General features: G+C 66.5%; 11 protein-coding genes. 5 read left to right on the top strand and 6 right to left on the bottom strand.

What is annotated here, in order from left to right; translation table 11 throughout:
- Window positions 1-467: 467 nt before the first annotated feature.
- Window positions 468-1,580, bottom strand: coding sequence for a 3-isopropylmalate dehydrogenase (gene leuB / locus QX070_RS29500; protein ID WP_315740665.1), 1,113 nt, complete (start codon window positions 1,578-1,580; stop codon window positions 468-470).
- A 214-nt stretch (window positions 1,581-1,794) separates the two neighbouring features.
- On the opposite strand from leuB, the gene QX070_RS29495 reads away from it, so the two are divergent.
- Window positions 1,795-3,027 carry a YbfB/YjiJ family MFS transporter gene (locus tag QX070_RS29495; RefSeq protein WP_315740664.1) on the top strand — a complete coding sequence of 411 codons (1,233 nt, stop codon included), beginning with the start codon at window positions 1,795-1,797 and terminating at the stop codon, window positions 3,025-3,027.
- Between the two features lie 76 nt (window positions 3,028-3,103).
- Here the strand turns inward: QX070_RS29495 and QX070_RS29490 are convergent, their stop codons facing one another.
- From QX070_RS29490 to QX070_RS29480, 3 genes are all read right to left on the bottom strand, one after another.
- A complete protein-coding gene (locus tag QX070_RS29490; protein ID WP_315740663.1) occupies window positions 3,104-3,886 on the bottom strand; it encodes a molybdopterin-dependent oxidoreductase in 783 nt (260 codons plus the stop codon).
- A 14-nt stretch (window positions 3,887-3,900) separates the two neighbouring features.
- The gene (locus QX070_RS29485) at window positions 3,901-4,554 is read right to left on the bottom strand and encodes a cytochrome b/b6 domain-containing protein (protein WP_315740662.1); all 654 of its coding nucleotides are present in this window, start codon (window positions 4,552-4,554) and stop codon (window positions 3,901-3,903) included.
- Window positions 4,555-4,774: 220 nt separating this feature from the next.
- Window positions 4,775-5,329, bottom strand: a complete 555-nt coding sequence (locus tag QX070_RS29480) for a fasciclin domain-containing protein (protein WP_315740661.1) — start codon at window positions 5,327-5,329, stop codon at window positions 4,775-4,777.
- A gap of 481 nt (window positions 5,330-5,810) precedes the next feature.
- Between QX070_RS29480 and QX070_RS29475 the strand changes: the two genes are divergently transcribed.
- The gene (locus QX070_RS29475) at window positions 5,811-6,179 is read left to right on the top strand and encodes a hypothetical protein (protein ID WP_315740660.1); all 369 of its coding nucleotides are present in this window, start codon (window positions 5,811-5,813) and stop codon (window positions 6,177-6,179) included.
- 12 nt (window positions 6,180-6,191) lie between these two features.
- Here the strand turns inward: QX070_RS29475 and QX070_RS29470 are convergent, their stop codons facing one another.
- On the bottom strand, window positions 6,192-7,379 hold the full coding sequence (locus tag QX070_RS29470) for a DNA topoisomerase IB (protein ID WP_315740659.1): 1,188 nt from the start codon (window positions 7,377-7,379) through the stop codon (window positions 6,192-6,194).
- A 377-nt stretch (window positions 7,380-7,756) separates the two neighbouring features.
- Here QX070_RS29470 and acs point away from each other — a divergent pair, with 377 nt between their 5' ends.
- The gene (gene acs / locus QX070_RS29465) at window positions 7,757-9,709 is read left to right on the top strand and encodes an acetate--CoA ligase (protein WP_315740658.1); all 1,953 of its coding nucleotides are present in this window, start codon (window positions 7,757-7,759) and stop codon (window positions 9,707-9,709) included.
- 216 nt (window positions 9,710-9,925) lie between these two features.
- Window positions 9,926-10,432 carry a L,D-transpeptidase gene (locus QX070_RS29460; RefSeq protein WP_409999186.1) on the top strand — a complete coding sequence of 169 codons (507 nt, stop codon included), beginning with the start codon at window positions 9,926-9,928 and terminating at the stop codon, window positions 10,430-10,432.
- A gap of 84 nt (window positions 10,433-10,516) precedes the next feature.
- Here the strand turns inward: QX070_RS29460 and QX070_RS29455 are convergent, their stop codons facing one another.
- A complete protein-coding gene (locus QX070_RS29455) occupies window positions 10,517-10,771 on the bottom strand; it encodes a DUF1674 domain-containing protein (RefSeq protein ID WP_315740657.1) in 255 nt (84 codons plus the stop codon).
- 195 nt (window positions 10,772-10,966) lie between these two features.
- Here QX070_RS29455 and QX070_RS29450 point away from each other — a divergent pair, with 195 nt between their 5' ends.
- Window positions 10,967-12,319, top strand: coding sequence for an RsmB/NOP family class I SAM-dependent RNA methyltransferase (locus tag QX070_RS29450; RefSeq protein ID WP_315740656.1), 1,353 nt, complete (start codon window positions 10,967-10,969; stop codon window positions 12,317-12,319).
- Window positions 12,320-12,491 lie beyond the last annotated feature (172 nt).

Below are 12,491 nucleotides of genomic sequence, written 5' to 3'. Positions count from 1 at the left end.
CCTTCGCACGCATCATGTCGAACGCGTACGAGACCGCGTCCATTCAATGGCGCGGCGTTGTGGTCAGGCTATTCATCCGGGGATGAAAGTCTATAGGTAAAATCGACAGGCCTTGCGATGCGCATGCAGGACGCGACCGCGGAATAGCGACGACGCGCCCGGTGGCGAGATCGAACACGTCGTGCGTTGGATTTGCGCGATCTCGACAACGACGGTGAGCCCCCCTCCCCCCTGCGGGGAGGGGTCGGGGGTGGGGGTCCCCGGGCGATGCTCTCTGATGAGTTCGTTTTGAGACGAGCGATAGAGGTGCTTCGGATGAAACGCCTCGAGGTCGATAATGAACAGGACGGTCTGGGCAAGGTGAGATGGTGCACACGGCCGTGTCGCTGGGTGGGGACCCCCACCCCCAACCCCTCCCCGCAAGGGGGAGGGGAGTGCACCTTCAGCGCGGGGAACCTCGGCTCCACCTACGCCGTGAGCTTCTCCAGCTCCTTGATGATCGCCTCGCCCATCTGCGCGGTCGAGGCGGGGGTCGAACCCTCGGCCTTGATGTCGGCGGTGCGCAGGCCTGACGCCAGCACGGCGGCGATGGCGGCGTCGAGCTTGTCGGCGAGCGCGCCCATGTCGAAGGAGTAGCGCAGCGCCATGCCGAACGACGTCAGCATCGCGATCGGGTTGGCGAGACCCTTGCCGGCAATGTCCGGCGCCGAGCCGTGCACCGGCTCGTACAGCGCGCGGCGCTTGTGGGTCTTGGCGTCGACCTCGCCGAGCGAAGCGGACGGCAGCATGCCGAGCGAGCCGGTCAGCATCGCCGCGATGTCCGACAGCATGTCGCCGAACAGGTTGTCGGTGACGATGACGTCGAACATCTTCGGATATTTCACCAGGTTCATGCCGCCGGAATCGGCGAGCTGATGCTCGAGCGTGACGTCCTTGTATTCGCGGTTGTGAACCGCGGTGACGACCTCGTTCCAGAGCACGCCCGACTTCATGACGTTGCGCTTCTCCATCGACGTCACCTTGTTGCGGCGCTTGCGCGCGAGGTCGAAGGCGACGCGGGCGATGCGCTCGATCTCATAGGTGTCGTAGACCTGGGTATCGATGGCGCGCTTCTGGCCGTTGCCGAGATCGGTGATGGTCTTGGGCTCGCCGAAATACACGCCGCCGGTCAGCTCGCGCACGATCATGATGTCGAGCCCCTCGACGATCTCGCGCTTCAGGCTGGAGGCATCGGCGAGCGCCGGGTAGCACACCGCGGGGCGCAGATTGGCGAACAGGCCGAGATCCTTGCGCAAGCGCAAGAGGCCCGCCTCGGGGCGGACCTCGTAGGGAACGCCATCCCATTTCGGGCCGCCGACGGCGCCGAAGATGATGGCGTCGGCCGCCTTGGCCTTGTCCATGTCGGCCTCGGAGATCGACGCGCCGTGGGCGTCATAGGCCGCGCCGCCGACCAGCCCGTCCTCGGTCTCGAACGAGGCGAGCCCCTTGGCGTTGAGCCAGCCGATCAGCCGCTTCACCTCCGCCATCACTTCGGGGCCGATGCCGTCGCCGGGCAGCAAAAGGAGCTTCTGGGTCGCCATGGTCGTTGTCCTCGCGGGGCTTGTCATGCCCAGGCGTTGCGCGGGCATCCAGCATTCTTGGCCGGATTGCCGGCCAAACCGGCAATGACGGGAACGAAAATCCGCGCGGAGTGCTAAAGCCCTCCTGCACGGTTGGCAAGCCACCATTGCCGCCGCACGTCTTCTGGACCGGCGCGCCGAGCTGCTATGTTCTCCAGGATCGCCGCTAGAGAGCATGGACTGCCGGACGATCACTGCGCCGGAGCATGTCTTGCTGAATCCCACGCCCGATCCGCCTCCGGCCCATCCGGCGCGGCTCAACCTGACGCTCTCGCTCGGCCCCATCGTCGGCCTCGGCATCGGCCGCTTTGCCTATGCGCTGGTGCTGCCGGACATGCGGGACTCGCTGCACTGGTCGTACTCGGCCGCGGGTTTCATGAACACCGTGAACGCCGCCGGCTATCTGATCGGCGCGCTGATTGCGTCGCGTCTGATCGGCCGAATCGGCGCACCGGCGACGGTGCGTGGCGGAACCCTGGCGGCGCTGGCCTCGCTCGCGGTCTGCGCCCTGACAGGCGACTTCGTCTCGCTCAGCCTGGCGCGGCTGATCACCGGCGTCGGCGCGGGCGTCGCCTTCGTCGCGGGCGGCACGCTGGCGGCGCGGATCGCGCAATCGCGGCCGGCCCAGGCGAGCTTCATCCTCAGCCTGTTCTATGCCGGACCGCCGCTCGGCATCGTCGCCTCCGGCCTGGTGGCGCCGTTCGTGCTGCAGGCGTTCGGGCCCGGCTCGTGGTGGATGGTATGGCTGGCGCTGACGGCGCTGGGCTGCGTGCTGATCCTGCCGCTGCTGCTGACATCGATCCCGGCGATGGCGGCCATGACGGGCGGCAGCGCGGGTCCGGTCTCGCTGCGGCCGATGACGATCTATCTGTTCGGCTACTTCCTCTATGGCGCCGGCTACATCGCCTATCTCACCTTCATGATCGCCTATGTCCGCGACCTCGGCGGCGGCGCCGCCGCCCAGTCCGCGTTCTGGTGCCTGATCGGGCTGGCCGGCTTCACCACGCCGTGGGTGTGGCGCCGCGTGCTGGCGCTGGATCGCGGCGGTATGCCGGCCGCGATCATCCTCACCATCAACGCCATCGGCGCCGCGCTGCCGGCTCTCAGCCATTCGCCAGCCATGCTGGCGCTGTCGGCCGCGATCTTCGGCGTCGCCTTCTCCACCGTCACCACGGCAACCACCGCGTTCGTGCGCTTCAACCTGCCGCAGGCGGCGTGGTCGCGCGCGATCGCGGCCCTGACCATCGTGTTCGGCATCGGCCAGACGTTGGGTCCATTCGTGGTCGGCGCGATCACCGATGCGATGGGCAGCCTGACCTATGCGCTGAACGTCTCGGCGGCCTTGTTGCTGTTAGGGGCGGTCATGGCGGCGATGCAGGGGAAGTTGAAAGCCGCCGATCGAGCCTGATCGACAGTGTCGTCCATGCGAACGCAGGGACGACAGCGGAGATTGCGGCCGTCATTCGGGCTCGATTGGCGGGAGATCAACTCCCGCTGAACGAATTGTACCCCTGGTCCTCCCAGTAGCCGCCCTTGTAATCGTTGGTGACTTCCATCGCGACGACGTATTTCGGGTTCTTGAAGCCGAGCTTGGTGGGGACGCGGATCTTCATCGGGTAGCCGTAGGCGCGCGGCAGGATCTGGTCGGCGAACTTGAACGTCATCTGGGTCTGCGGATGCAGCGCGGTACGCATGTCCAAAGGCGAGTTGTAGCCGTCCTTGTCGGCGCAGTTGAACCAGACATATTTCGCACGGGTGTCCGCGCCGATCAGCTTGAGGAAATCGCGCAGCGGCGTGCCGGTCCAGGAGCCGATCGCGCTCCAGCCCTCGACGCAGATGTGGCGCGTCACTTGCGTCACCTGCGGCAGCGCGTGCAGCTCGTCGAGCGTCCATGATTTCTTGTTGTCGACGAGGCCGCGCACCTCGAGCTTCCAGTCGGCGGCATCGATCTCCGGCGCCTCGTCCAGCGTGTAGTAGGCATTGAACGGGAACGGTTTTGTGATCGCGCTCTCCGGGAAGGTCGGCGCCAGCGCGTCCGGATTGAACATCCAGGCCTGCACCGCGTCGTTGAACTTCGAGACCTTCTTGAGCAGCTCCTCGGCGGTGTCGCCGTCGACGACGTCGCAGCCGGCGAGCAAGGTCAGCGCGCCGAGGCTGGCGCCGCCGGTGATGAAGCGGCGCCGCGTGAGATCGGGCATCACCTTCAGCGAGTCCTTGATCAGGAGCCGCTTGTCGACGCCGGGAATGAGGAACGGACGTTTCGCCATGGTTGTCTCTCCTCTCAGCGGCCGATGATCATCGCGCGCAGGCTCTTCGGCACCAGCAGCGCGAGCAGGATATGGATCACCAGGAAGGCGCAGATCAGCGCCATGCAGACGAAATGGATGTAGCGCGCCGCCGGATAGTCGCCGAACAGGCTCACCAGCCAATGCAGCTGAACGGGCTTCCACATCGACAGGCCCGTGAGCACGACGACGATGCCGACGCCGATGATGCCGAGATACAGCAGCTTCTGCACCGCGTTGTAGACGGTGAGGTCGTCATGGGCGAGCTTGAACGTCAGCGCGGCCTTGAGGTCGGCGATGACGGACGCCGGCGAGATCGGCAGCAGCTTGCGGCGGAACCGGCCGGTAGCGAGACCGGTGACGAGATAGGCAAGGCCGTTCAGCATCAGCAGCCACATCGCCGCGAAGTGCCACAGCAGCGCGCCGCCGAGCCAGCCGCCGAGCGTGAAGCTGCGGTCGAAGCGGAAGTCGAACAGCGGCGAGGCGTTGTAGATTTGCCAGCCCGACATGATCATCATGATCATCGCGACGGCGTTGATCCAATGCATGACGCGCACCCAGGCCGGCTGAACGACCTTGGTCGCGACTCCAGTTACAGGTCCCCCGGTCGCCGCGAGGGTCGAGGGGGCGCTGGTGGTGGCGCTCGTCATGGCGGTCGGCTCCGTCGCTTGCATTTCCGTCGCTTGCATTCGTCACGCCAAGTATACGCCGGCTCGGCGGGCTCCGTTACACCCGCGGCGCCGATCAAAACGATACGCAGAAACTATCGCGTTCACAAAAAAGCGAGCCGGGGGTGGCCCCGGCTCGTTCCTGGTCACATCCGCGAGGAGGAGGAGGAAGAAACGGATGTGTCCGGTGTCGCGCCGGGCCTCAGGACGCCGGCATCAGCACGGTGTCGACCACGTGGATGACGCCGTTCGACTGGTTGACGTTCGGGATCGTCACCATCGAGGTGCCGCCCTTGGCGTCGACGATCACGACGTTCTTGCCCTCGCGCTTGACGGTGAGCTGCTCGCCCTCGACCGTCTTCAGCATCTGGCCATCCTTCAGGTCGGACGCCTCGAGCTTGCCGGGCACGACGTGATAGGTGAGGATCTTGGTCAGCGTCGCCTTGTTCTCCGGCTTGACGAGGCTGTCGACGGTGCCGGCCGGCAGCTTGCCGAACGCGGTATTGGTCGGCGCGAACACCGTGAACGGACCCTTGCCTTCCAGCGTCGGCACGAGGCCGGCGGCCTTCACCGCGGCGACCAGCGTCGTATGATCCTTCGAGTTGACCGCGTTCTGCACGATGTTCTTCGACGGATACATCGCCGCACCTCCGACCATCACGGTCTTCTCCTCGGCGCTGGCAGGCGCGACGAAGGCCGAGGTCAGCGACAGCGCGCTGAAGGCGGCGGCAGCGAGAAAGGCAATGCGCTTGGACATGGGTAGCTCCCTAATGAAGACGGCGGCAGAGCCGCACGATGAGTTCGACTGCGACATCGACGCGTTGGAGAGCGCTGTTGCTCTCGCGTCATGTCGGGCCGAGCTACGGACGCTTTTGGAAGCTGGTTTCGGCGAATAACTTAACGTGATCCGTGAAACCTCAGGGCATCGAGATCGTCTCACCGACTCATTGAACGAGAGCCGCGCCGCAATGTCGCAGCCTGCTGCGAACTGATCACTCCACATCGGTCATTGGCCGACATCGATGCGCGATCGCCAGCGCCATTAACTACGATGCGAGCCGAGGCCGGCCGAACCTGCCGAAAACATTGCGAGTAAGACTTTCTTAAGGTTGATTGGTCGGCACGGCGCCGGCTGCGGGAAGGGGATGTCCCGCACTGTCCGGCGCGATCGGCGGGGGTTTCCTACAGTGAACAGAACGATCTGGATTGCGGGGTTCTGCCTCGTGATAATCTGCTGCTTGCTTGCAACGAAGATGGTGCTTGCCGCGGTATCGCCCGGCGTGATCGCGGGCGAAGCGACGTCGTCGCTGATCCGCGAGCCCATTCCCGGCGTTGATACGTTGAACGAGACCGATCGCAGTTTCGAAACACCGCCGCTCGATCTCAACGAAGGCGCGCGCCTGCCGCTGCTCTCGCGGGCCGTGCGCGCGGAGGGACGTGGTGCGTCGGCTGCCCGCCGCGCCAAGCCGGCCAGCAAGTCGACCGTGCTGCGGCCGGCCAAGCGCGAGGCCGCGACGGTGAAGAGCGCGGCGGTGCCGTGCCGGCAGCTCGATCCGATCGCCCGCTTCCTTGCGTCGGCCAAGATCGGGGCGCGCTGCCAGGCTTGATCGTTAGCTGTGTCAGGCCGAGACGGCCGTCACCACTTGCGCCAGCAATTGCTCGCGCCGCGTCTGCGAGCGCTGGCCCTTCATGGTGGCGGCGAAGCGTTCGAGAATGCCGTCCTCGAACGCCGTGACGATGGTGTCGTGCACATAGCTGCGGCGGCAGATCGCCGGCGTGTTGGTGAGCTCGTCGGCGGCGGCGCGGATCGCTTCCAGGATCTGCTTCTTGCGGCCGCGCGCGCTCGCCGCCGGCGTGATCCGCGACAAGGTCTCCAGCGCGACGGCGGAGGCCATCAGCGTGCGGAAATCCTTCAGCGAGATCTTGATGCCGGCGATCTCGCGCAGGAAGGCATTGACCTGCGTGGTCGAGACCGCACGCACCACGCCCTGCGCGTCGCGATACTGGAACATGCGCCGGCCGGGCACGCCGCGCAGGATGCCGACGGCCCGCACCAACTTGGCGGCGTCGCATTCCTTGCGCACGGCCTTGCCGCCCTTGGCCTTGAAGGTCAGCACCAGGCTGTCGTCCTCGAGCGCGACGTTCGACTTCAAGAGCGTGGTGGCGCCGCGGGTGCCGTTCAGCCGCGCATAGGATTCGTTGCCGGGGCGGATCGCCGTGCGCGCGATCAGCTCGATCACGGCAGCGAGCGCGAACTCGCGCGTCGGCTCGTCGCCGGCGAGATGTTTCGACACCGCGCGACGGATGCGCGGCAGCGCGCCGACGAGCTTGGCGAGGCGATGCGCCTTGCGATGCTCGCGCACCTTCTCCCAGTCGGCGTGATAGCGGTATTGCAGCCGGCCGGCGGCGTCGACGCCGACGGCCTGCAGGTGCAGGCTCGGGTCGGGGGCGTAGCGTACCTCGCGATAGGCCGGCGGCACCGCCATGGCGTGCAGGCGGCGGATCGTGCCGGCGTGGCGGATCGGGGTGCCATTGGCGCGGATGAAGGTATAGCTCTTGCCGCGCTTGATGCGGCGGATGGTCAGCTCGGCCTGGTCACCGAGCTTCAGCCCGATGCGCTTGGCGAGCTCCTCGACCGAGGTCTTGGCATTGCCCTGGGCGTCGGCGGTCCTGGCGTGGGCCAGATCCTTCAAGGTCAGCTTGCGGCGCGGCGGCTTGGACGGCCACTGGCCCAGCGCTTTCGCGAGCGCGACCTCGGCGTCGGCCGGGCCGACCCGCGGGCTCTCGAAATTCTGCTGGTCCATCATTGCTTTAGACGCCCTGCCGTCGTGTTGATCCGCTCAATGCCCCGGAGTCCGGTTTGGTTCCGGCCCAGTTATCCACAGCTTCAAGGCGATTTAGGGCGTGATGGGCCGGATAGCGAGTCCCTAATTTTGGGCAAAGCGGTTTCAAAATACCGGGCAGCGACCCGATTCTGGGTAACCTTGATGCTGCTGATTGTCGCGACCTCTGCCGCGCGGCCGGCTGCCGCAACCTCCGCGCACAATTCTTTGATCCTGCGCAGACCGGGTCCCCGCCGAAGGTTCTACTTGTCTTGCCTTGTCGCCGCCGGTTACGCGGACGCATAGTGGGAACAACGACGGCCTGCGCTGGACCACGGCGGGCCGCATGTGGAGGGTGTGAAATGTCCGAGAAGATCTACGACGTTCCGGCCGAATGGGCGAAACGCGCCTTTGTCGACGACGCGAAGTACCAGGAGATGTACGCGCGCTCGATCAAGGATCCCAACGGCTTCTGGGCCGAGCAGGCCAGGCGCGTCGACTGGGTCAAGGCGCCGACGAAGATCGAGAACGTCTCCTTCGCCCCCGGCAACATCTCGATCAAATGGTTCGAGGACGGCGTCCTCAACGCCGCCTACAACTGCGTCGACCGTCACCTCGCCACCCGCGGCGACCAGACCGCGATCATCTGGGAGGGCGACGACCCCTCGCAATCCAAGCGCATCACCTATCGCGAGCTGCACGACGAGGTGTGCCGGATGGCCAACATCCTGCGCAACCGCAACGTCAAGAAGGGCGACCGCGTCACCATCTATCTGCCGATGATCCCGGAAGCCGCCTATGCAATGCTGGCCTGCGCCCGCATCGGCGCCATCCACTCGGTGGTGTTCGCCGGGTTCTCGCCGGACTCGCTTGCCCAGCGCATCAAGGACTGCGATTCCAAGATCATCATCACCGCCGACGAGGGCCTGCGCGGCGGCCGCAAGGTGCCGCTCAAGGCCAATGTCGATGCCGCGCTGAACAAGGTTGACAACGTCGACTGGGTCGTCGTGGTCAAGCGCACCGGCGGCAAGATCGAGATGAACCCGAGCCGCGACCTCTGGTACCACGAGGCCGCGGAGATGGTGACCACCGAGTGCCCGTGCGAGCCGATGCATGCGGAGGATCCGCTGTTCATCCTCTACACCTCGGGCTCGACCGGCCAGCCCAAGGGCGTGCTGCACACCACCGGCGGCTATCTCGTCTACGCCGCGATGACGCATCAATACGTGTTCGACTATCACGACGGCGACGTCTACTGGTGCACCGCCGACGTCGGCTGGGTCACCGGCCACAGCTACATCCTCTATGGGCCGCTGGCCAATGGCGCTGTCACGCTGATGTTCGAAGGCGTGCCGAACTATCCGGACAATTCGCGGTTCTGGAACGTCATCGACAAGCACAAGGTCAACATCTTCTACACCGCGCCGACCGCGATCCGCGCCCTGATGCAGGGCGGCGACGCGCCGGTCAAGAAGACCTCGCGCGCGTCTCTGCGCCTGCTCGGCTCGGTCGGCGAGCCGATCAATCCGGAAGCCTGGGAGTGGTATCACCGCGTCGTCGGCGACGACCGCTGCCCGATCGTCGACACCTGGTGGCAGACCGAGACCGGCGGCATCCTGATCACGCCGCTGCCGGGCGCGACCAAATTGAAGCCGGGCTCGGCGACGCGGCCGTTCTTCGGCGTCGTGCCGGAGATCGTCGATGCCGACGGCAAGCCGCTGGAGGGCGCGACCGAAGGCAATCTCTGCCTCACCCGCTCGTGGCCGGGCCAGATGCGCACCGTCTATGGCGACCATGCCCGGTTCGAGATGACCTACTTCTCGACCTACAAGGGCAAGTACTTCACCGGCGACGGCTGCCGCCGCGACGCCGACGGCTACTATTGGATCACCGGCCGCGTCGACGACGTCATCAATGTCTCCGGCCACCGCATGGGCACCGCCGAGGTGGAGAGCGCGCTGGTCGCCCACGCCAAGGTCTCGGAAGCAGCCGTGGTCGGCTATCCCCACGACATCAAGGGCCAGGGCATCTACGCCTATGTCACCCTGATGGCCGGCGAGCAGCCGAGCGAGGAGTTGCGCAAGGAGCTCGTCGCCTGGGTGCGCAAGGAGATCGGCCCGATCGCCTCGCCCGACCAGATCCAGTTCGCCCCTGGCCTGCCCAAGACCCGCTCCGGCAAGATCATGCGCCGCATCCTGCGCAAGATTGCCGAGGACGAGCCGGGCGCACTGGGCGACACCTCGACCCTCGCCGATCCCGGCGTGGTCGACGACCTCGTGCAGCACCGTCAGAACCGCAAGGAGAAGCAGGCGTAGGCACGCCGTGCCCGGCGGGCGCGAGACGCGCTCGCCGCAGTCGTCAAGGCTCATCGCACTCCCGCGGCTGATTCCGCGGGAGTGTTGTTTTCAGGTCATTTACTTGCAGACGAAGTTTTTCTTTCCTCAAGCCATCCGCGTGCTCCCGGCCGGGGAGCGGGCACCTTGACGGCAGGTGAGGGGATGGCGATGCGGACTGGGGCGGGCAGGCTGACAATGAAGGCCGCGATGTTGGCCGCGTCGGTGGTCGGAGCCATGGTCACGACGGCCGACTCTGCGTCGGCCCGTCCCGAGCTGGTCGCCATCGCCGGCGACTATTCGCCGGGCATGATCGTGGTGAGGACCGGCGAGCGGAAGCTCTATCTCGTGCTCGATGGCAGCCACGCCATGCGCTACACGGTCGGCGTCGGCAAGGCCGGCCGGCAATGGGCCGGCACCACCAAGATCGACGGCAAGTACAGATATCCGGCCTGGGCGCCGCCGGCCGACGTCAAGCGCGACAAGCCCAACATCCCCGACGTGATCCCCGGCGGCTCGCCGCAGAACCCGATGGGTGTCGCCGCCATGACGCTCGCCGGCGGCGAATATGCGATCCATGGCACCAACGTGCCAAACTCGGTCGGCGGCTACGTGTCCTACGGCTGCATCCGCATGCTCAACACCGACATCACCGATCTCTATGAGCGCGTATCGATCGGCACAACTGTGGTGGTCACGCGCTGAGTCACCGCTGCGATCCGGGAGCGCGGAGAACGCGGGACCGACAAGCCCGGCGCCGAACCGCGAACGTCGCGCGCGGACATCCCGTCAGAAGTCCGAGATGATTCCCTTTTTCTCCCAGTCGCCGTAACGGGTCGGCTCCGGCCCTTTCGGCCCCTGCAACTCCGTCGGCATCGGCTTCGTCTGTTCTGCTGCCAGTCGGCGGCGTTCCTCAGCCTCGGCCAGCGCGCGCTGCGCGGCCGGCGTCAGCGGCTTGCGCGGATTGTCGTTGCTGGCGACCACCGACAATGCGGGCCTGGTCTCAGGCCCGCTCTTGGACTCACTCTTGGGCTCGTTACTCATCGTACCATTCCACCGTTGAACCGGATCGTTCCCGATATCATCAGATCGTGTGAGCGCACGCGATAAAACAGGTCTAAAAAATGCGGAGCCGATTCTTACATTTGGCATATTCCGGTGACAGAGGACCCGCAAGCTGATGGCATGCACCCGATCGTCGCGGAACTGCCTTTCTTCTTTCGCGAGTAATTCCCAGGCATGCCTCCGCCGCGTTTTGCGACCCCTTCCGAAGTCCCAGGCCTGGCGGCACGCCGCATCGCCGCCGACGTGGTTGACGGCGTGCTGCACAAGCATCGCACCCTCGACGATCAGCTCGACGGAACCGGCGCGCATCCCGGACTGAAGCATCTCGCCGACCGCGACCGCGCGCTGATGCGCCGGCTGGTCGCCACCACCCTGCGGCGGCTCGGAACGCTCGGCCACGTGCTGTCGCGGCTGTTGGATCGCGGCGTGCCGACCGACGCGCCGCGGGCGCAGAGCGCGCTCTTGATCGGCGCCGCCCAGATCCTGTGGATGGACGTCCCCGACCACGCCGCCGTCGACCTCTCCGTCCGCCTGGTCCAGGCCGACCGCCGCGCCGCGAAATATGCCGGGCTCGTCAACGCGGTGCTGCGGCGCTGCGCGCGCGAGGGCGCGGGCCTGCTCGACGACGCCACCGGCCAGCCACTCGACATCGCGCCCTGGCTGCTCAAGCGCTGGATCGATCATTACGGCGAAGCGACCGCGAAGGACATCGCCGCGGCGCTCGGCCAGGAGCCGTCGCTCGACCTGACAGTGAAGTCGGACCCGGCGCAATGGGCGTCGCGGCTGCATGGTGAGGTGCTGCCGACCGGCACCGTGCGCACCGTGCTGCATGGTTCGGTGACAGTCCTGCCGGGCTTCGCCGAGGGACAATGGTGGGTGCAGGACGCCGCCGCCGCCCTGCCTGCACGGCTGCTCGGCGACGTCGGCGGCAAGACCATCGCCGACCTCTGCGCCGCACCCGGCGGCAAGACGGCCCAGCTCGCCCACGCCGGCGCCCGCGTCACCGCGGTCGACCGGTCGCCGGCCCGGATGAACCGGCTGAAGGACAACATGACCCGGCTGCAGCTCACGGCCGAGACGGTCGTGGCCGATGCCGCCGAATGGCAGCCCGCCGAAAGCGGCGGCTTCGACGGCCTGCTGCTTGATGCCCCCTGCACCTCGACCGGCACCATTCGGCGCCATCCTGATGTGGGCTGGTTGCGCAGCGAGGCTGACATCACCGCCCTGTCCGCACTCCAGGCGCGGCTGCTGACCCGAGCGAGCGGCCTGCTCAAGCCGGGCGGAACCCTGGTCTACTGCACCTGTTCGCTGGAGCCCGAGGAGGGCGAGCAGGTGGTCGAGCGCGTGCTGGCCGAAACCACCGAGCTGCGCCGCGTCCCCGTCACCCCTGGCGAGGTGGCAGGACTGGCCGAGCTGGTCACCCCGGCCGGCGACCTACGCACTCTGCCCTGCCATTTGCCACACCAGGACCCCCGGCTTGGCGGTCTCGACGGATTTTATGCGGCGAGACTGGAGCGGCGGCCGTGAGCGTGTCATCGTGCGCGCCGTGCGCCGGCCCTGCGTCGGTCGCGGGTTGAGGGCGTCGGCGTTGCGTTAGTCCGTTAAATCCTGATTTTGCACCAGATTCTGGTCCCGCGATGGTGCTGCACCGGGGCCAAAAATGGTGTATCGGCGGCAGTTGCGATCTATGAAGGATGCG

Source organism: Bradyrhizobium sp. SZCCHNR1093, from assembly GCF_032381175.1.
In the GTDB taxonomy this organism is placed as follows: Bacteria; Pseudomonadota; Alphaproteobacteria; order Rhizobiales; family Xanthobacteraceae; genus Bradyrhizobium.
Note: the sequence above shows the minus strand (reverse complement) of the source record. Positions and strands in the feature narration are given on the sequence as shown.